Annotated in this window: 23 protein-coding genes; all 23 read right to left on the bottom strand. The window is 45.0% G+C overall.

All coding sequences use genetic code 11. The features are described 5' to 3' along the window. Positions 1-13: 13 nt before the first annotated feature. The gene (gene lhaT, locus CXF70_RS12415) at positions 14-637 is read right to left on the bottom strand and encodes a lipoprotein heptaprenylglyceryl N-acetyltransferase LhaT (protein WP_084245536.1); all 624 of its coding nucleotides are present in this window, start codon (positions 635-637) and stop codon (positions 14-16) included. A 61-nt stretch (positions 638-698) separates the two neighbouring features. Beyond that, positions 699-1481 (bottom strand): menaquinol-cytochrome c reductase cytochrome b/c subunit, encoded by a 783-nt coding sequence (locus CXF70_RS12410; protein WP_101802918.1) that lies wholly within the window; start codon positions 1479-1481, stop codon positions 699-701. A gap of 38 nt (positions 1482-1519) precedes the next feature. Beyond that, positions 1520-2194: a menaquinol-cytochrome c reductase cytochrome b subunit gene (qcrB, locus tag CXF70_RS12405; protein ID WP_084245532.1), complete on the bottom strand. Its 675-nt coding sequence runs from the start codon at positions 2192-2194 to the stop codon at positions 1520-1522. 21 nt (positions 2195-2215) lie between these two features. After that, positions 2216-2719, bottom strand: coding sequence for a Rieske (2Fe-2S) protein (locus CXF70_RS12400; RefSeq protein WP_084245530.1), 504 nt, complete (start codon positions 2717-2719; stop codon positions 2216-2218). A 148-nt stretch (positions 2720-2867) separates the two neighbouring features. Continuing rightward, entirely contained in the window at positions 2868-3311 is a 444-nt protein-coding gene (locus CXF70_RS12395; RefSeq protein ID WP_084245528.1) for a DUF2487 family protein, read from the bottom strand. Between the two features lie 5 nt (positions 3312-3316). Beyond that, positions 3317-3880: a ReoY family proteolytic degradation factor gene (locus tag CXF70_RS12390; protein ID WP_084245526.1), complete on the bottom strand. Its 564-nt coding sequence runs from the start codon at positions 3878-3880 to the stop codon at positions 3317-3319. Positions 3881-3894: 14 nt separating this feature from the next. After that, positions 3895-5148 (bottom strand): tetratricopeptide repeat protein, encoded by a 1254-nt coding sequence (locus CXF70_RS12385; protein WP_101802917.1) that lies wholly within the window; start codon positions 5146-5148, stop codon positions 3895-3897. A gap of 84 nt (positions 5149-5232) precedes the next feature. Continuing rightward, on the bottom strand, positions 5233-6516 hold the full coding sequence (gene aroA, locus CXF70_RS12380; RefSeq protein ID WP_101802916.1) for a 3-phosphoshikimate 1-carboxyvinyltransferase: 1284 nt from the start codon (positions 6514-6516) through the stop codon (positions 5233-5235). A 15-nt stretch (positions 6517-6531) separates the two neighbouring features. Continuing rightward, a complete protein-coding gene (locus CXF70_RS12375; protein ID WP_101802915.1) occupies positions 6532-7620 on the bottom strand; it encodes a prephenate dehydrogenase in 1089 nt (362 codons plus the stop codon). Then, on the bottom strand, positions 7617-8000 hold the full coding sequence (gene aroH, locus CXF70_RS12370) for a chorismate mutase (protein ID WP_101803048.1): 384 nt from the start codon (positions 7998-8000) through the stop codon (positions 7617-7619). The genes CXF70_RS12375 and aroH overlap by 4 nt, the downstream gene beginning before the upstream one ends. Then, positions 8000-9079: a 3-dehydroquinate synthase gene (gene aroB / locus CXF70_RS12365; RefSeq protein WP_101802914.1), complete on the bottom strand. Its 1080-nt coding sequence runs from the start codon at positions 9077-9079 to the stop codon at positions 8000-8002. Before aroB ends, aroH begins: the two co-directional genes overlap by 1 nt. Before the next feature lie 4 nt (positions 9080-9083). After that, complete coding sequence (gene aroC / locus CXF70_RS12360) at positions 9084-10256, bottom strand: chorismate synthase (RefSeq protein WP_101802913.1); 1173 nt, start codon at positions 10254-10256, stop codon at positions 9084-9086. 171 nt (positions 10257-10427) lie between these two features. Next, positions 10428-10874, bottom strand: coding sequence for a nucleoside-diphosphate kinase (ndk, locus tag CXF70_RS12355; RefSeq protein ID WP_084245512.1), 447 nt, complete (start codon positions 10872-10874; stop codon positions 10428-10430). Positions 10875-10962: 88 nt separating this feature from the next. Beyond that, a complete protein-coding gene (hepT, locus tag CXF70_RS12350; protein WP_084245510.1) occupies positions 10963-11937 on the bottom strand; it encodes a heptaprenyl diphosphate synthase component II in 975 nt (324 codons plus the stop codon). Between the two features lie 17 nt (positions 11938-11954). Next, positions 11955-12659 (bottom strand): demethylmenaquinone methyltransferase, encoded by a 705-nt coding sequence (locus CXF70_RS12345; protein WP_101802912.1) that lies wholly within the window; start codon positions 12657-12659, stop codon positions 11955-11957. Between the two features lie 5 nt (positions 12660-12664). Then, the gene (locus CXF70_RS12340; protein ID WP_101802911.1) at positions 12665-13441 is read right to left on the bottom strand and encodes a heptaprenyl diphosphate synthase component 1; all 777 of its coding nucleotides are present in this window, start codon (positions 13439-13441) and stop codon (positions 12665-12667) included. Between the two features lie 88 nt (positions 13442-13529). Further along, a complete protein-coding gene (gene mtrB, locus CXF70_RS12335) occupies positions 13530-13751 on the bottom strand; it encodes a trp RNA-binding attenuation protein MtrB (RefSeq protein ID WP_101802910.1) in 222 nt (73 codons plus the stop codon). A gap of 23 nt (positions 13752-13774) precedes the next feature. Further along, positions 13775-14344: a GTP cyclohydrolase I FolE gene (gene folE, locus CXF70_RS12330; RefSeq protein WP_101803047.1), complete on the bottom strand. Its 570-nt coding sequence runs from the start codon at positions 14342-14344 to the stop codon at positions 13775-13777. A gap of 455 nt (positions 14345-14799) precedes the next feature. After that, positions 14800-15072 (bottom strand): HU family DNA-binding protein, encoded by a 273-nt coding sequence (locus tag CXF70_RS12325; protein ID WP_084245500.1) that lies wholly within the window; start codon positions 15070-15072, stop codon positions 14800-14802. Positions 15073-15247: 175 nt separating this feature from the next. Further along, on the bottom strand, positions 15248-15958 hold the full coding sequence (locus CXF70_RS12320) for a hypothetical protein (protein ID WP_101802909.1): 711 nt from the start codon (positions 15956-15958) through the stop codon (positions 15248-15250). Positions 15959-15968: 10 nt separating this feature from the next. Beyond that, a complete protein-coding gene (locus CXF70_RS12315) occupies positions 15969-16172 on the bottom strand; it encodes a DUF2768 domain-containing protein (protein WP_084245496.1) in 204 nt (67 codons plus the stop codon). A gap of 167 nt (positions 16173-16339) precedes the next feature. Then, positions 16340-17359: an NAD(P)H-dependent glycerol-3-phosphate dehydrogenase gene (locus CXF70_RS12310; RefSeq protein WP_101802908.1), complete on the bottom strand. Its 1020-nt coding sequence runs from the start codon at positions 17357-17359 to the stop codon at positions 16340-16342. 24 nt (positions 17360-17383) lie between these two features. Beyond that, complete coding sequence (gene der / locus CXF70_RS12305; protein WP_084245492.1) at positions 17384-18694, bottom strand: ribosome biogenesis GTPase Der; 1311 nt, start codon at positions 18692-18694, stop codon at positions 17384-17386. Between the last annotated feature and the right edge of the window lie 35 nt (positions 18695-18729).

Here is an 18729-nt window from a genome sequence, read left to right as displayed (position 1 = left end):
TGTTGCACTTATTTTACTTGGTTTGGTCAGTGTTGGTCAACTGAAACGGCGTGGGCTTATTGAGCCAGGCTGCAAAGAGGGCGAATGCAATGCATGCAATCGACAACCAGAATGTAAAGTAGCCGATTTGATTGCTGTATGCTGACAAACTGCTGTATATAGGCATTTGTCCAAAAACATAGTCGATTACATCATTATGCAATGTCCAGACTGCAGCCAGTGACACAGCGAGCCAACCAAACCGGTAATGGTCGAGATACAGGACCGCCTGCAATGCCATGGCGAAATGTGAAACCACCAGCATCCAACCCAGCCATCCAATATCCCCAGTCTGCCACAACGTTAAAATATTCATCACCACTGCCCATAATCCGTATTTGATCAAAGTGATAAAAGCGAGAGCTTCAATCAGGCTGCTCCGTTTCCCGATCAGCCATAATCCCAATACAATCGTGAAGAAAAGGCTGGCAGTCGGACTGTCCGGTACAAATATCAAATATTTAGGTTCAGTGATGGCCAGTTGCCATCCATACCATATGTAACCGTAAATGGTTCCGCCCAAATTCACAAAAAACAGCAATAACAGGAATGGCTTGAACATCAGCCAGGCGGACAATTTATTGACAAAGGAAAGCATTGGATTTCTTCCTTTCAAGATAGCAAAAAAGAGCCGGTTTCCCGGCTCTTTTTTTAGTATGTTATTCTGCTTCAAGACCTGAGATGAATTCTGCCATAACCTGCAGGTCTTCTTCTGTACCATCCCAAGACGGCGGCATGGATTGTACTCCGCCTTCTTCGATACCGTTGACAGCAATTTCAGCGATTTCTTCCGGAGACAAGCCAGTTCCTACCAGTGTAGGTCCGACAGCTCCTTCCAAATTACCACCGTGACAGCTGATACAAGCGGCACCTGCATATATTTCATACCCAGGATCGGATGTATCGATTTCAACTTCTTCTGTAATCTGGCCTTGAGCTTCAGCAGCTTCCCAGTCATGGTTAGCTACGGATTCCCAAGTAAGGAAGATGATTGAAGCGATTGCCAAAAGCATGAAGCCTGTTGGAAGAGGCCGTTTTGACGGGCGTCTTTCCGGTCCGCGATCCAAGAATGGAGCCAAAGCCAATGCCCCGAATGCGAGACCTGGAATAATGATGGCACCTACAACATTGAATGGGCCTGAAGCGAATTCGTATTTAAGTAATTGATATAAGAATAAGAAATACCAGTCTGGCAATGGAATATAAGCTGTATCAGTCGGATCCGCCTGACCTTCAAGAGGTGACGGGTGAGCGACAGTCAAAAGCAGATAACCGATCAAGAAGACTGCACCAATCATCCATTCTTTCAAAAGGAAGTTTGGCCAAAAAGCTTCTGTCTTGCCAGGGTATTCGGAATAATCTTTCGGGATATTCGGTTTGCGATGTTCCATTCCTGGTACACGCGAATCCCCTACAAATTTCATCCCTTTTCCGCGATGCATAGTGTCCCCTCCTTTAAAAATCCGTTAAGCCGCATTGCTTACAATGGGCCTGAAATACCCTGTCTCCGAATCATGATAAAATGCGCCGCAAGCAACCCAAGCAAAGCAGCAGGCAAGAAGAATACATGAATGGCGAAGAAACGGGTCAAGGTTTGTGCACCAAGAATCGTAGAATCCCCGGCTAGCAATACTTTGATCATACCGCCGATCAATGGAACGGAAGCAGCGATTTCGATACCAACTTTAGTAGCGAACAATGCTTTCATGTCCCATGGAAGCAGGTAGCCTGTGAAACTCAATCCAAGGATGACACCGAAAAGCATAACGCCTACTACCCAGTTCAATTCACGCGGTTTTTTATAAGAACCTGTGAAGAATACGCGAAGCGTATGAAGGAAAATCATAACTACTACAAGAGAAGCTCCCCAGTGGTGCATACCGCGCACGATTTCTCCGAATGCTACTTCATTCTGGAGATAATAAACCGACTGCCAGGCATTCTCGATATCTGGTACGTAGTACATAGTTAAGAACATACCGGATAAGATCTGAATTACCGTGATGAAGAACGTCAATCCCCCAAAACAATAAACGAATGCTGAAAAGTGGTGTGCGGGGTTTACGTGTTCCGGTACTTCATGGTCTGCAATATCACGCCAGATCGGCGTAATGTCCAGACGCTCATCAACCCAATCATATAACTTGTTTAGCACTGGTGTCGTACCCCCTAACTATTAAACTAATGTGTTTGGTCTTACTGCGCCGATAGCTACATAGCCATCTTGCTCTTCGACAAGATATTCATCGAGTGGCCCAAGCGGTGGCGTTCCTGCGATATTCTGTCCATTTTTCTCATAACGTCCGGCGTGGCATGGGCAGAAAAATTGCGTTGGGTGTTCCGGATCGCCGGCCCAGTTTACTGTACAGCCCAAATGTTTGCAGACCGGTGAAAGTGCGATCAATTTATCGCCTTCTTTGTAGACCCAAGCTGAGTTCGTTACTTCAGATACATACCATGCATCTGTTTGTTCAAATGTAAAATCGACACGCACTGGTTCTTCAGTGATATCTTCCACACGTTGATCAGTCAATACGAAGTCGCCTGCGCCCTTCTGCTGAAGAACCGGGTCAACTGCAAAACGAACCATCGGCATCAGCATTCCTGCTGCCATGAATCCGCCGACTCCTGTTAATGTGTAGCCTAAAAATTGACGTCGTGATACACGATTGTTACTCATCCTTTTCCCCCCTCTAACATTCAAGGTCAGTCCAATGGACATACTCATTCAAATATAATTACTAGGACAACCTAATGATATATCAATCGAAAGTGCAGGTCAATAATGCTGTGAAGCTAAAAGCCAGTTTGTGAACATTTCATGAAGCTTATGACCATTCTTTTAAAAATAATGGGAGCACTTGCCGCAACTGGTCTTCCATCACTGATTGCTTGAAATTCCTGTCCATATGTTCGGTTGGAATCGCCGGCAGCCATAAGACATTCTTCAACTCTTCAACTGAACGCCATTCAGCGTCCGTTGTCATGTAAAACACATGCTTGAAGCCTGCCTTTTCCATTTCTGATGAAATTTCTTCAGACAATCTGTTTCTGTCTGCGTTTTTCGTATACGCCACAGGTGGAAACAGTAAAATGCGCCCTTTAAATTGTTTTTCCAGCATAGCAGTGAGAGACTGGAGATATTCCGAGGCGCCAGCGCTTGACTTTAGGCCCGCCTCACTCAAGTCCAATTGCAGCAACGGCACTACCGCTGTATCCACATAATCTTTTTGGCTCAGGTACTGGTCCATGTCTTTGCCGATAAAATGCATGTAATCTACTCACCTTTCATTTTCTTGATCGCTTGTATGTTATGCAGCAAAGTGGACAATTCGAAGAATTTCTCTTTGTCATTGGCATCCAATGCTTCGTCAATCTGTTTCAGCAGCTTTTCCTCCTGGAAAGAAGACAAGCTGTCTGCCAGAATGTCTTCCGCAAGCTTCCGATCCTGTTCATTAATGGTTTCATCCAATGGTATATATGGATTTTCTTCAAGTACAGATAAATAGAGCGGCGTTGGCGGCCGGTTGGGAAAATTCAATTGGAGATAAAGATCCTGCTCCGGGTTTAACCGCAGGTCATGAAAAGATTTTTCAGCATCGGCAGTCATCAAATTGCCCTTATAAAAACGGAACGGCAATTCTTTTGATTCTGTCGAGGACATAACCATTGCACGGGGGCAATAATGTGCTTCTTCAACGAAATGGGTTTTTTCAAGAAGCTCATCATTGCTGAGCATGTAATTCAAGATCCAGATGCATTCCCTGCGTTTCATTTTATATGATTGAAGAAACCATCGCACAAACTGCTTTTTATCCCCTACTGAGACTGAAGCGGTCATGTAAAATCCTCCTCTCATTCGAAAGATTGCTGCATATCCAGCCATTCCTGATTGTCTGGTTCCAAAACCTGCAACTCTTTTAATATTTCAAGAGCACGTTCCCTTTTTCCTTCTTCAATCAGGAAACGGACATACTTCCCGAGAAATTCCGAATCTTCGCGGAAAGCGGGATAAGATAAGTCAAAATAAGTGGCGGCTTGTTCAAATTGTTCAGTTCGTTCATAGGCTTCGGCGACCATCGGATATAATCCTGCCCAGTCGTCCCCGCTTTCAATTGCCGCTTCTACAAGTTCAAGCACTTCTTCGTCCATTTCCTTCGAATGGAAATAGGACACAAGGGCAAAGATCGCTTCCATGTATTCGGGATCCAGAGCGACAGCCTGCCTGAGATTTTCCACTCCATCTTCGGTGTTCCCCAGCTTCAACGCCAGTTTGCCTGCAAATAGGTATAATTCCTTATCGAATTCATCTCTCTTTAAGCCTTCTTTAATGGCTTCATAGGCAGCTTTATAATCCTCGGCCATATTAAGGCTCTGTGCCTTCAATAAATAAGCTGAAAAATAATCGGGATCCAGCACAATCAATTCATCAAGCCGCTGAACCGCACGTTCATACTGCTGTGTCTGAAATGCAGCAACAGCTGCACCGAATAGAACGTCAGGCTGAACCTGATCCTCCAGTGCTTCTTCATAAAATAGCAGCGCTTCTTCATAAGCAGCACCAGCGCTGTATACTTCTGCCAGGCGTTCAGAAAAATTGACGCCATCAATTTCAACGCCATCAGATTTAAGATCCTGATAAATTTTCGCAGACTCCAAATACCTTCCGGAATCCAATAGCAGCTCCGCTTTCGCCTGCATCAGCAGCGGTTCAGCAGGAAGCAAGGCAATAGCTTCATTCAAGCGGTTCTCTGCCGCTTCCATCAAGCCTTGCAGCTGAAATAAATCCGCCAGTGTAACCAGTGCCTGAGCATAGTATTCATCATCCTTCGGAATTTCCATCAACAGGTTTAAAGCTTCGTCTTCACGGTCAGCTTCAATCAGCAGATTGGCCCTGTCGATCTTCAACTGGCTTTCTTCAGGAAACAGATACTCGAGATGCTCCAGCACTTTGACAGCTTCTTCGACAAACCCGATTTCCCCCAGCCATTCCGATAACCCGTATTGTTCATCCGGATCACCTTCCAATAAATAAGAATCCAACAGTGCATTCAGTTTACCCATATCCCCTGTCTCTACAGCTTTTTGAATCTCTTCTACAGTTGCCATACAATCACCTATTCTTTCAATTTCCTACTTCCATCCTACACGATACGCTGATTTAAGCATAATAAAAACCCCCCCGAAGGAGAGTCAGACAAGCAGGCTATTCAGATGTCCAAAAAATCCTGGATAAGACACCGCAATACAATCCGGGTCGTCAATTGTCACCGGACCTGAAGCTGCCAGTGCAGCTACTGCAGCCATCATTCCGAGTCTGTGATCACCATAAGTTTTCATGTCCGCACCATTGATCGCAGTCGGACCATGGATAACCATTCCATCATCGGTCGCTGTAATGTCAGCGCCCATTTTGGAAAGTTCATCGACCACAGCCGTAATTCTGTCTGTTTCTTTTACACGCAGCTCTTCAGCATCTTTTATAACGGTAACGCCATTGCATTGAGTGGCGATCAAAGCGATGATCGGTATTTCATCAATCAGCCTAGGAATCAACGCACCGCTGATTTCAATTCCTTTGAGTTTTGAAGATCGGATCACCAGGTCCGCAGAACGTTCTCCCTCAGTTTCTTTCTCTTCAATATCAAAATCAGCGCCCATTTGGCTGATTACATCCAGAATCCCCGTCCTTGTTGGATTAGTGCCCACATTTCCCAAACGGATTTCACTTCCAGGTGTTATAAGCGCTGCTCCGATGAGGAATGCTGCAGAAGATATATCGCCAGGAACTTTCACATGACGGGCTGACAGCGATTGCCCGCCGGCCACTTCGATGACATTTTCATGGCGATTGATATCCGCTCCGAAATGACGGAGCATGATTTCTGTATGGTCTCTTGTCGCTACTGGTTCTTCAATTGTCGTTCTTCCTTCTGCGTGCAAGGCTGCCAGCAAAATTGCGGATTTCACCTGTGCACTGGCAACCGGCAAAGTGTAATCGATAGCCTTTAAGCGAGTGCCTTGAATTGCCAGTGGAGTGAACTGTCCGTTTGATCGGCCACGAATATCCGCCCCCATTAATCTGAGAGGGTCGACGATCCGCTTCATGGGACGCTTGGCGATCGATTCATCTCCAGCCACGACTGTATGGAATGGCGTACTGGCTAAAAGCCCCAGCATCAGCCGGGTGGTTGTTCCGGAATTGCCGGTATCCAAAACTTCATCCGGTTCCTTCCATCCTCCGATGCCTTTGCTGTTGATGGTTACTTGACTGCCTCGCAGATCAATTTCCACACCCAGTTTCCGGAAACAGGCGATTGTACTCAGACAATCAGCCCCCAGCAGAAAACCTTCGACAGTGGTCGTTCCAGAAGCGATGGCACCGAACATTATGGAGCGGTGAGAAATTGATTTATCGCCCGGCACTGTAACCGTGCCTTTTAATGAGGATTTCTCGAATTTCAAAATCGTTGACAACTCTGTTTCCTCCCTTTATGAAATATAGACATCGTATACCGTACGCTCAGCAATGCACGCTTTCGCCTTTTCCCGGTCCTCAGCGGTTTGAAAACTCATCACTAGAATCCCGAAAACATCTTCACGTGTTTCCAGAATACGCAGATTGACGATGCTGATTTTCTCTTCTGCCAGGTAACCGGTCAGTTCAGAGATGACACCGGGAACATCCGGAATATCAATATAAAGGTCGAATACCGAATACATGGCGCCATGCCCTGCAATCGGCAATTGATCCCTCACGGATTTAGCTTTCTCGAAATATTGCCGTATCGGCTCTTCTTCATTAATTTCAAGTAAATCCTTTAATTTGGACATTTCTTCTATCCATAAGTTTAACTGTGCCGTAATCATGCCGTTATTCTGTGTAGTGATGTCCCTCCACATGATCGGATCCGAAGACGCTATGCGGGTAATATCACGAAACCCGCCCGCTGCCAATTGCCTTGTAAACGGATTGGCCTGTTCCCGGTCAAGCTGATGCACCAGTGAAGCGGCGATCAGATGCGGGAAGTGGCTGACAATCGAAGTCATGTGATCGTGCTCTTTAGCCGTCAGCACTTCAACTTTCGCCTTTGTCACTGACAGCAGGCTTTTCAGTTCATCTATGTGTGAGTCTTCAGCCAGAAGCCCTGGAGTTAAAATATAGTAAGCATTTTCAAAAAGGACGTCCTTTGCCGCTTCGACACCGCTCTTATGGGAGCCCGCCATTGGATGGCCGCCAATGAACACACGGTCCATTTGTTCAGCAGCTTCCATAATCTCCATTTTGGTGCTGCCAGTGTCACTGATGATCACATCATCCTTCAAATTCCAGAAACGGCTTTGCTGCAGCAGTTTCTTCGCAGCGCCTACGGGAGTTGCCAGTATAATGAAATCCGCTTCAGAAGCCGCTTCCTCCAGGGACAATGCAGCCCGGTGGATGATGCCCATTTTATAAGCTTTCCGGACAGTCAGCGCATCTGTGTCATAGCCAACTATCAAGGCATTGTCATGCCGCATTAAAGCTTTTGCCAAAGAACCGCCTATCAGCCCAAGACCTATAATAAGAATATTCTTTTTCACCGCTTATGCACCTTGCTGTCTTTTAAAAGGTCGGGACGCAATTTTACCGCATCATTCATATAGACATGATGAATATCTTTTTGCGTTACCGGTGTATTGACATGCATCATCACCCGTATGCATAAAGGCATGCTGCCGGGCACATCCATTTCATGGGTGCACATCACCGGCACAAACGTCCAATTTTCAATCGTCCGGACAGCCTTGGCTGGAAAAGCCGAAGAAATGTCAGTGGTCGTCGATATCACTACTGAAGCGACCAGTTCCGGGTCTATCTGATTTTGTTCAGCCATTTCCAGTACCAGTTTTCTTGTCTCACTCAATATTTCTTCCGGATTATCGGCAGAAACGGTAATTGCCCCTCTTATGCCCCGCATCATCATATATGCATCTCTCCTAACTTTGCGCTCAACGCCATAAATGTCCTTCTCGCCGTTTGTTCATCGATTGTTTCCATATATGGTCTGCCTGTCTCTTTCAACAGCACAAAGTTCAATAAACCTTCCGACGACTTCTTGTCTTTTTTCATTACAGCTGACAGCTTTTCAAAACTCAGTTTATCGATGGCGTTCAGCGGATACTTGTTTTTCATGCACCATTCCAGAAATTCCCCCGATTTTTCATGACCTGATAATTCCAATGCATAAGCCATACCGATCGCCACCGCTTCACCGTGTGTAATTGTGCCATAACCGGACACCGCTTCAATAGCATGCGCCAGTGTATGACCGAAATTCAGGAACTTCCGGACACCGCTTTCGAACTCATCTTCTTCGACAATTGCCGATTTGACCGCAATCCCTCTCTCCAGATGAACAGCCAAGTCCTTTTCATCCATTTGAGAAAAGTCGTTGACAGCCAATAGTTCAGCCAGCCAGTCTTTATTGGAAATAAAAGCGTGCTTGATAACTTCAGCCATGCCCGAACGGACTTCCTGCACTGGCAATGTCTTCAGAAAATGCGTGTCGTAAATAACTGCCGAGGGCTGATAAAAAGTCCCTATCATGTTTTTGCCGGAAGGATGATTGATGGCTGTCTTTCCGCCTACAGCACTGTCATGGGCTAAAACAGTGGTGGGAATCTGGATAAACCGGATTCCTCTCATGTAAGTGGAAGCGACAAATCCAGCCAAGTCCCCAGTTGCTCCGCCGCCAAATGCCAAGAGGATCGATTTTCTTGAAAAATTATGATCCAGCAGAAATGTTTGGCAATCCATGAAACAGTCGATCGATTTTGCCTGTTCGCCTGCTGGTATCTTAAAAATGAATATTTCAACGGTGTCTTTTAAATGTGCATTCAGATAATCCAGATGAAGCGCAGCAACTTTCTCATCCGCAATGATGCCGATTTTATCCGTGATTTCCAGCATTCCCCTGTAATTTTCCTGAAGCACCTTTAACATACCCTGTCCAATATGGACCTCATAAGGTTTTGCCGCTTCTACTGTCAGCGTAGCCATAGAATCAGAACTCCTTTGTATACGTTAAGTAATCAGCGATATTTGCTTGAAGACGAGGCAGTTGATCGGCATCGAATTGCTCCAGCAGCGCATTCGCAACCTCCCATGCCACCACATGCTCAGCCACTATCGATGCGGCTGGGACAGCACAACTGTCAGACCGCTCAATACTGGCCTGGAATGGCTCTTTCGTTTCAATGTCCACACTTTGGAGCGGTTTGTACAGGGTAGGTATCGGTTTCATGACACCACGCACTACAATTGGCATACCAGTCGTCATACCACCTTCAAAACCGCCTAAGTTATTCGTTTTCCGCGTGTAGCCCTGAGCTTCACTCCACAATATTTCATCGTGGACCTGGCTTCCGGGCTTTCTCGCCATTTCAAAGCCGAGACCGAATTCGACGCCTTTGAAAGCATTTATGCTCATAACCGAAGCGGCGATTTTAGCATCCAGTTTGCGGTCATAATGGACATAGCTCCCGATTCCTGCCGGCATCCCTTCCACAATCACTTCCACCGTTCCGCCGATTGAATCTCCGTTCTTTTTCGTTTCGTCTATCAGATCAGTCATTTGCTGAGTCACTGAAGGATCAGCACAATAAACCGCGTCTTTTTCGACAAGTTCCCGGATTTCAGCTGCTGATTTTCCGGTATAGCTTTCAGGATCCACTTTGATGCCGCCGATTTCCGTTACATGCGATACCAATTCGATGCCCAATTGGGACAATAATTGCTTGGCAACTGCACCAACAGCTACACGGACTGTAGTTTCTCTGGCTGAAGAACGTTCAAGCACATTCCTTAAATCACGGTGGCCATATTTCATTCCGCCATTCAAATCAGCATGTCCGGGACGAGGACGCGAAATTTGCCTTTTGACTTCATCTGTCTCTTCGATCGGTTCGATGCCCATTACATTCGTCCAATGTTTCCAGTCATCATTCTTAACAACCAACGCAACCGGTGATCCAAGTGTTTTGCCGTGACGTACTCCGGAAACGATCTCCACCGTATCGGTCTCGATCTGCATTCTTCTTCCTCTGCCGTGTCCGCCTTGTCTTCTTTTTAATTCTTTATTGATCATTTCGGCTGTCAGCGGCAACTGTGCCGGCAAGCCTTCTATAATGGCTGTCAATTGTGGGCCATGTGATTCTCCTGCTGTCAAATAACGCATAAACGCTTTCCCCCTTCAACGCACTAAAGTATTTATGTATCACTATAACACATAATATTTCATCAATTCTATACGAAATTGCCGGGAAAGTGAACTATATCAGCACTTTATGTTCATTAAGGAATAAAGGATAAAAAAAAGAGATGGCAATAGCCACCTCTTAGTTCCGGATTAGTTTACCCAGCTGCTCATTGTTTTTTCGTATGATACCAATTCTTCTTCTTTGAAGAACAAACCGATTTCACGCTCTGCACTTTCAGCAGAATCTGATCCGTGAATCATGTTTTTTCCGACAGTGACTGCGAAGTCGCCGCGGATTGTTCCTGGAGCTGCATCTTTAGGGTTTGTAGCGCCCATCATTTGACGTGCAGTCAAGATAACGTTTTCGCCTTCCCAAACCATTGCGAATACAGGACCTGAAGTGATGAACTCAACCAATTCACCGAAAAACGGACGCTCTTTATGTTCGCCGTAATGCTCTTCTGCCAACTCAGTTGGGATCTGCATCAATTTAGCGCCTGCAAGGTTATAGCCTTTTTTCTCAAAACGGGCTACGATTTCTCCGATTACATTGCGTTGCACACCATCAGGTTTAACCATTAAAAATGTTTTTTCCATTAATGAACACTCCTCTATTAAAAGCTCGGGCATAAGTTGCCCACCTTAAAAAATACTATCATTATGAAGCTGATTGTCAACTACCAGCTTAAAACTTTCTCTTTCCAATGAATAAAGCGATTTTTCTCATGGTCTTGCTGGCATTTCCTTTCGGCAGATGCGCAAGCTCCTGCAAAGCTTTATCCAAGTAGAGATCGCTGACGGCTTTTGCTTCCTTCAAAGCTGAACTGTTGCGGATCATCTCAACAACTGCCCTGCGTTCACTATCTGTCATCGCTTCCCCGACCGTTTCTTTCAGACGGCTGTAAATTTCCGGGTCTTTCCTGGCGAAAAGAACAGGCAACGTAATATTCCCCTGAATGAAATCACTGCCTGCAGGTTTGCCAAGTTCTTCATCTGATGAAGTAAAATCCAGAATATCATCGGTTATCTGGAATGACATTCCTATAAAATAACCGAATCTGCGCAAACGCGCGGCAGTTTCCTTATCCGTTCCTGACACAGTCGCCCCCAGTTCACAGCTCGACGAAATCAGCAATGCTGTTTTGCGTTTGATACGGCGCAAATAATCACGAACCGACTGATCCAATTTAAACTTGTCCTCGATTTGGATGATCTCACCCCGACAGACTTCAATCATCGTCCTGGACAAAATATCATGGATTTTCGGATCTTCAATAACAGTAATATATTCCAGTGCACGCGCCAATATGAAATCTCCCGTATACATCGCCACACTATTATTCCACTGCGCTTTGACAGTTGCCTGGCCTCTTCTCATTTCAGAATCGTCAATGACATCGTCATGGACCAGAGAAGCCATGTGAATCAATTCAAGCGGCACTGCCACCTGCTTCATCACATCGACGTTATAATCGCCGAATTTTCCTGCAAGCAAAACAAAAACAGGCCGGATTCTTTTTCCTCCGGCCTGCAATAAGTGTAGGGAAGCTTCGTTAAGGAGGAGTGAATTGGAGTCTACAGCGACTTCCAGTTCTTTTTCAATCATTTCCAATTCCGGTCTAAGGTCGGAATAGAGCAATTTCAACTTCACCTTTTCCACTTAAAAACCTTCTCCCGCTATTTTACTTTTTTGATCCCCATATGGAGTGCAGCTGCACCGCCGGTATAAGGCTTGTATTTAACTTTTTCAAAGCCGACTTTGACAAACAGTTTCGCCAATTGTTTCATGCCAGGAAATTCTTTTGCGGATTCCTGGAGCCAGGAATATTCCTTATAGCTCTTAGCGAAAAGTTTTCCGAAAACAGGCATGACAAAACGGAAATAGAATCGGAAAAACGGTTTGAAAAGAAGGCTTTCCGGCTGGGAGGTCTCAAGACAGGCAATCATGCCGCCAGGTTTGAGGACCCTATGCATCTCAGATAACACCTGTTCGTAATCGGGGACATTGCGTAATCCGAAACCGATTGTCGCAAAATCAAAAGAGTTGTCTGGGTACGGCAAAGACATTGCGTTCCCCTGCACCAATTCAACCTGCGGCAAATGCCTCGTCTTTTCAACACCGACGTTCAGCATATTCTGGCTGAAGTCCAGTCCTACCACACGGCCATTTCTACCAGCCGCTTCGGCAAGTGCAATGGTCCAATCAGCCGTCCCGCAGCATACATCAATTGCAGAAGCACCAGGTGCCACCTGCATTTTATGCATTGTATCCTTACGCCATTTATTGTGCTGCTGAAAACTGATGACCGAATTCATCTGGTCATAATTACCGGAAATCTTTTCAAATACTTCGTGTACACGCTGTTCTTTTGTTTTTGGCATTTCAGTCATCCTTCTCGGGTAAGCTGTTCAGCTAAATGCTGATGCGGTGTAATTTGATGAAGCATAAAATTTTTCAGGCCGAAATCCATGGAATGGGCATCCAACACCTTTGTCAACTCGGCATGTGATGCATCCAGTTTATCCAATAGCCAGCGTTCTGAGTAAAGCGGCAATGGCAGAGCAAGATTCAATTTGCGCAAGATATTTGTTTCAACACCATTCCGGTAAGCATCCAGCTGGTTGGAGAAATGGACATACTCCAAAGCAGGCTTGGAAATGGCCCTGTACTGAGAAAAACCATAGTAATTATAAAATATGTTCAGCAACTCGGTTTCGATGACTTCAGCAGCCGCTTCAACACCTGAAGCGGGCATGATGGTTTTTTCATACAGTGATGCTTTTTTCTCGCTTACACCGATGATCCCACTGGCCAATAATCGAATCAGCTTGATATTATTCGTATTGCTTAACATTTGATAGTAGATGCCGCTGTAAAAATCTCCAGCCAGTACAGTCAATTGCTGGCTTTTGCTTATCGGCGAGTCTTCCTCGACCTGATCGTGGGCATGTAAAGCAGCGTAGACGATAGCTACTGTTTTAGCAGAATCCTCTATGTCATTCGACCATTGTTTTCCATCAAAAAAAGGCAACAGTAAAAAGAACAAACGCGCCCGTTCAATTGATGGGCCGGCTGTATATTTCTCAAGTGTCCGCTGATGCAGCGCCTGCAGGACATCGATTTCCATTGATGTTATTTTCGAATGTATTTGTAGGTCATTCATACCGCGTGCTCCATTCGTGATTTAGCAATTCTACATAAGTTCTACATAAGTATAACACAGCATCTAATGTGGCTTCATCCATTTGGTCCTATTTCTTGGTTTCACTTTCGACTACGCCATGGGCAGAATGGATTTCAGCTTTGCCGCGTATTTTCATAGCAGAAGTATGTTCAGTGAATTGGGCGATCATCACTTCGCCTTTATCGAGTTTTTCAGTATGATGGAATTTCGTATCATTGCCGCGAGTCAATCCTATGACATTAACACCGTCTTCTTGAGCCCGAATTACAATATATTCAGTTTGTGCCATGTTCCCGCCTGCTTTCCAGTATTTTAATTTTTAGTAATGTAAGTAATGACTTCAGAACGCTTGATAGCGTCCGTCTCAAGTATGCCGCGAGCTACCGCAGTTACAGTGGTCGCCCCCGGCTTTTTAATGCCGCGCATCGTCATGCACATATGTTCCGCTTCAACCATGACAAATACTCCATGCGGGTTCAGCGTTTCCATCATTGAATCGGCGATAGTGGAAGTGATCCGTTCCTGAAGCTGTGGACGTTTCGCAACGGTTTCCACTGCCCGGGCCAATTTGCTTAACCCTGTCACAACACCATCCCTTGGAATATAGGCGATGTGAGCTTTGCCAAAGAAAGGCACCAAATGGTGTTCGCACATCGAATAAAAAGGAATATCTTTTACCAGAACCAGTTCTTCGTGCCCTTCGTGGAATACAGTCTTAAAATATTCCTTTGGATTTTCTTTCAAGCCAGAAAAGACTTCTGCGTACATTTTTGCCACGCGCTTAGGTGTGTCATGCAAACCTTCACGGGTTACATCTTCTCCGACCGCTTCCAAGATCATCGAAACAGCTTCTTCAATTTTTTCAAGGTCTACATTCTGCAATTCCGTATCGGTCACAATGGTTCCTCCTGTAAAAGATGAATTCTAATTCATCCATGTCTTATGTAATTTCATCATTTATGTCAAATAATCAACGCTTAAGTCCAATCAATGATAAGGTTCATTTTGATAGGAAAAGGTCCCGGAAAATCAACACTGCAACCTCATCCATCTTAGCATAAGAATCTTAGCATAATAGCGGGTGTTTCGCAAAATTAGCGCTTATGCAGTAAAAGGATAAATCCACAGTTTTCAGCTTGTTTGAACTGTTTGAAAGAGCTCTGGAATGCTGTCTGCATAACACTTACAATCTATGAACTCCGGTATAGCAAGTATAGGAAGAATCAATTGAGTGTAATTTGCCATAAAAAATACATAAAATACTCTTCCTACAAGAAAAGAATGGCTCCAGCGGAATACTGATTCCGTCGGAGCCATTCTATGTACAGCACTGTAGCTTATTTCACCGCGTCTTTAAGCGCTTTACCTGGCTTAAATGCAGGGACTTTGCTAGCAGCGATTTCGATTTCAGCACCAGTTTGTGGGTTGCGTCCTTTACGGGCTGCGCGTTCGCGTACCTCGAAGTTACCGAAACCGATCAACTGTACTTTATCACCTTTAGTTAATGCGCCTTGAATCGCTTCAAAAGCTGCGTCTACTGCTTTAGCAGCATCTTTACGGGAAAGCTCAGCTGATTCAGCAACAGAGTTCACTAATTCTGTCTTGTTCATGCTATTCACCTCCTCTCAAAGGGGATGTTTACCATCAATCCTGTAAAAAGAGTATCACATCGAAAAACGCATAGCAACCACTAATACCGCGGTTTCAGCAGTTTCAGGCCAAATACTGACAAAATATTCTAAAAAGAATGGTTTTCTACTAAAAACATCGTTAAAACACCATTCTTTATTCATTCAGAAATATTGGCTCTCTGTTTTCATCGATGGTGTATGGCAATGAATAAGCCGGCAATACTGCATTATCTTCGTATAAAAGAAATCGAATATCCTCGCCCTGCTGCAAATCCCCTTCATATTCCTGAAGTGCTGAATATAGATCCATGGAATAATCGACGTAAACCATACCGCGCCCAGTAATGACTAGAGGAAGATTTCTTCCACTATATGGACTGACCACAGTCGGCTCCTCGTTGAATCCCATTGCCTCATGATTGAATTTATATACATTGTCCGCAATGATCTCCGATATAGGCGCTTGGCCTCCGTTAGCGCTTTTTCTGACATTAACGGCTCGAATCGTTTCAGCCATGCGCAAATCCACTAATTTAACTGTAGGGTTTTCGTCGACATCCATCAATACATATTGAAAAATGCCTCCTGTTTCAAACGCATTGGTAGGAATCTCCGCCATATAATCTGGCACTATTTTACTGAAATCGACCGGATACTTGATGAATTGATCTACATCCATATCCCTCGTCTTGATCGGCAGTAAACCTCCGCTAGTGTTACGATACTGATTCACAGCATTTTGCACTGAAATCAATTGGTCTTCGTAAGGGATCTGATTTTCCGCACGTTCACTTTCCGGGAACATGCAAGCACTCAAGAGTAATGCAGTGGAAATAAAGAGCAGAAAAAGTATTGTCTTTTTCATATTTTTCACCTCATGCGCCGCCAGTTGGTCCGCTGAAGACCGTGAAAACCATGATGAAGAATCCAAGTATCAGCAGAATATATGCAACCAGGGCAAAAATAAATTTAATGATGCCATTGTTTAATTTGTATCTGCTTAAGTAAATCATTCCCATTGAGATAATCAAAAAAGCAATCCCGGCAAATGATACCCACATTTTATCCAAAGAACTCATAAAACAGCCGCCTCTCGTTCGGTTTCAGACCATAGTATAGCATATTACGGTCCTTGTTGCCCCTGGAGAATTTGACAGTGACAGTACAATTTCCAGCTTCTGATCGAACCGTACCAATCCATGCCAAAAAAAAGAAGCAGCACATTTGCGCCGCTTCAATACCCAGCTTAAAGCAAGTCGATCAGGTCTTCCATTTCATTTTTCTTCATTCTGCCCATCAAATGCCCGACCGCTTCATCAATTGGCACATTTTCGAACAGGACGCTGTAAAGGGCCTCTGTAATCGGCATAGGCACTTCAAAAGCTTTCGCCATTTGATGCGCAGCTTTTGTTGTACGTATCCCTTCGACTACCATGCCCATTTCCTCCAGCACTTCATCAAGTGATTTGCCTTTTCCAAGCATATTGCCAGCGCGCCAGTTTCTTGAGTGCTGGCTTGTACAGGTGACAATCAAATCACCGACACCGGTCAACCCCGAGAACGTCAACGGGGTCGCGCCCATTTTCACGCCCAGACGGGCTATTTCTGCCAGTCCACGCGTCATGATGGCCGCTTTTGCATTGTCACCGAGGCCGAGGCCATCGGTAATCCCTACCGCTAACGCGATGATATTCTTCAACGCGCCGCCGATTTCCACACCTATCACATCCGTATTCGTATAGACACGGAAATACTGGTTCATGAACATATCCTGAACCCGTTCGGCGGAATGAGTGTTTTCACATGCCGCAGTCACTGTGGTCGGATGCTCGAGCACCACTTCTTCAGCATGGCTCGGTCCCGACAGCACAATAAGATCCTCAATCCATTTTTCCGGAATTTCTTCACGGATCAGCTCACTGACACGTTTCAGGCTATCCGGTTCGATGCCTTTGGAAACATGGACAAAAAGTGATGGTTTTTCAATGTATCCAGCGATGTCCGCTGACACTTCACGCATCGCTTTTGTCGGAACCGCCAGAACATGAACATCTGCATGCTTCACAGCCTCTTCGATGTTGCTGGTCGCTTTAAGACTGTCAGGAAGCTTGATGCCTTTTAAATATCTTTCATTACTGTGCCTGTTTATTTCTTCTGCCTGTTCAGCACGATGAGACCAAAGCAAGATGTCATGGCCATTTTGAGCAAGAACGTAGCTTAGAGCTGTTCCCCAGCTCCCGGCCCCATATACAGAAATTTTTTCCATAATCAAACTACCACCTTTATCCTATTAAGTGCGGGCACGGGTAATAAGACGGAGGGGTGTGCCTTCAAAATCGAAACTTTCCCGTATCCTGTTCTGCAGAAATCTTATATAACTGAAATGCATCAATTCCGGTTCATTGACAAATACCACGAAAGTAGGCGGCTGAACTGCCACTTGCGTCACGTAATATAAGCGCAGTCGCTGTCCTTTATCCGATGGTGCCGGGTTCATCGCCACAGCATCGGCGATGACTTCATTCAGAATGCTCGACTGTATGCGGCGTGAATGGTTTTCATTCACTTTATTGATGGTTTCAAGAATGCTGTGCACCCGTTTGCCGCTGATAGCTGAAACGAACATGATCGGGGCATAATCCAGGAAAAGGAAATGTTCGCGAATTTTGCGCGTCATTACATTCATCGTTTTTTCATCTTTTTCAATAGCATCCCATTTATTGACGACGATTATTACCGCTTTGCCAGCTTCATGGGCATATCCCGCAATTTTCTTGTCCTGTTCCTGTATTCCTTCTTCAGCATTCAGGACCACAAGAACAACATCTGACCGTTCAATGGCACGCAACGCACGCAGCACACTGTATTTTTCAGTGGTTTCATAGACTTTCCCTTTTTTGCGCATTCCGGCTGTATCAATGATGACATACGGTTGACCTTCATATTCATATTGGGTATCAACTGCGTCCCTGGTTGTGCCGGCCACTTCGCTTACAATTACTCGTTCTTCCCCAAGAAATGAATTGACCAAAGATGATTTGCCCACATTCGGACGTCCGATCAATGAGAACTTGATAACGTCCTCAGGATAATCCTCTTCGTCTTCCTTAGGGAAATTTTTAGCGACTTCATCCAAGAGATCACCAAGACCAAGTCCGTGAGAGCCAGAGATTGCAAAAGGCTCACCCATGCCAAGTGTATAAAAATCATAAATCATCGATTTCATATCAGGATTATCGATTTTATTGACTGCCAAAATGACAGGCTTTTTCGCACGGAACAGGATTTTAGCAACTTGCTCATCCTGGACGGTAACGCCATCCCTGCCGTTGACCAGAAAAATGATTACATCGGCTTCGTCCATGGCAATCTCTGCCTGCTGCCGAATTTGTTCAAGAAACGGTTCGTCCCGAAGGTCGATCCCGCCTGTATCGATTATATTGAATTCATGTGTCAGCCAATCTGCAGAACTGTAAATACGGTCACGCGTCACTCCTGGAATATCTTCCACGATGGAAACGCGTTCTCCTACTATACGATTAAAAATCGTAGACTTACCTACGTTCGGCCGGCCGACTATTGCTACTACCGGTTTTGACATAATAATTTCATCCTTCCACTTCTAATATACCTATT

This window comes from Planomicrobium sp. MB-3u-38, from assembly GCF_002836425.1.
Lineage (GTDB): Bacteria > Bacillota > Bacilli > Bacillales_A > Planococcaceae > Planococcus > Planococcus okeanokoites.
The sequence above is the reverse complement of the archived record's forward strand: the minus strand, read 5'-3'. Positions and strand labels throughout refer to the sequence as shown.

Excerpts from the sequence above, each read along its gene's own strand:
- lhaT (WP_084245536.1), bottom strand. The coding sequence starts at position 637 with ATGCTTTCCTTTGTCAATAAATTGTCCGCCTGGCTGATGTTCAAGCCA.
- CXF70_RS12410 (WP_101802918.1), bottom strand. The coding sequence starts at position 1,481 with ATGCATCGCGGAAAAGGGATGAAATTTGTAGGGGATTCGCGTGTACCA.
- CXF70_RS12400 (WP_084245530.1), bottom strand. The coding sequence starts at position 2,719 with ATGAGTAACAATCGTGTATCACGACGTCAATTTTTAGGCTACACATTA.
- CXF70_RS12395 (WP_084245528.1), bottom strand. The coding sequence starts at position 3,311 with ATGCATTTTATCGGCAAAGACATGGACCAGTACCTGAGCCAAAAAGAT.
- CXF70_RS12390 (WP_084245526.1), bottom strand. The coding sequence starts at position 3,880 with ATGACCGCTTCAGTCTCAGTAGGGGATAAAAAGCAGTTTGTGCGATGG.
- CXF70_RS12385 (WP_101802917.1), bottom strand. The coding sequence starts at position 5,148 with ATGGCAACTGTAGAAGAGATTCAAAAAGCTGTAGAGACAGGGGATATG.
- aroH (WP_101803048.1), bottom strand. The coding sequence starts at position 8,000 with ATGATGCGGGGCATAAGAGGGGCAATTACCGTTTCTGCCGATAATCCG.
- aroB (WP_101802914.1), bottom strand. The coding sequence starts at position 9,079 with ATGGCTACGCTGACAGTAGAAGCGGCAAAACCTTATGAGGTCCATATT.
- aroC (WP_101802913.1), bottom strand. The coding sequence starts at position 10,256 with ATGCGTTATTTGACAGCAGGAGAATCACATGGCCCACAATTGACAGCC.
- ndk (WP_084245512.1), bottom strand. The coding sequence starts at position 10,874 with ATGGAAAAAACATTTTTAATGGTTAAACCTGATGGTGTGCAACGCAAT.
- CXF70_RS12345 (WP_101802912.1), bottom strand. The coding sequence starts at position 12,659 with ATGCCAAAAACAAAAGAACAGCGTGTACACGAAGTATTTGAAAAGATT.
- CXF70_RS12340 (WP_101802911.1), bottom strand. The coding sequence starts at position 13,441 with ATGAATGACCTACAAATACATTCGAAAATAACATCAATGGAAATCGAT.
- mtrB (WP_101802910.1), bottom strand. The coding sequence starts at position 13,751 with ATGGCACAAACTGAATATATTGTAATTCGGGCTCAAGAAGACGGTGTT.
- CXF70_RS12325 (WP_084245500.1), bottom strand. The coding sequence starts at position 15,072 with ATGAACAAGACAGAATTAGTGAACTCTGTTGCTGAATCAGCTGAGCTT.
- CXF70_RS12320 (WP_101802909.1), bottom strand. The coding sequence starts at position 15,958 with ATGAAAAAGACAATACTTTTTCTGCTCTTTATTTCCACTGCATTACTC.
- CXF70_RS12315 (WP_084245496.1), bottom strand. The coding sequence starts at position 16,172 with ATGAGTTCTTTGGATAAAATGTGGGTATCATTTGCCGGGATTGCTTTT.
- CXF70_RS12310 (WP_101802908.1), bottom strand. The coding sequence starts at position 17,359 with ATGGAAAAAATTTCTGTATATGGGGCCGGGAGCTGGGGAACAGCTCTA.
- der (WP_084245492.1), bottom strand. The coding sequence starts at position 18,694 with ATGTCAAAACCGGTAGTAGCAATAGTCGGCCGGCCGAACGTAGGTAAG.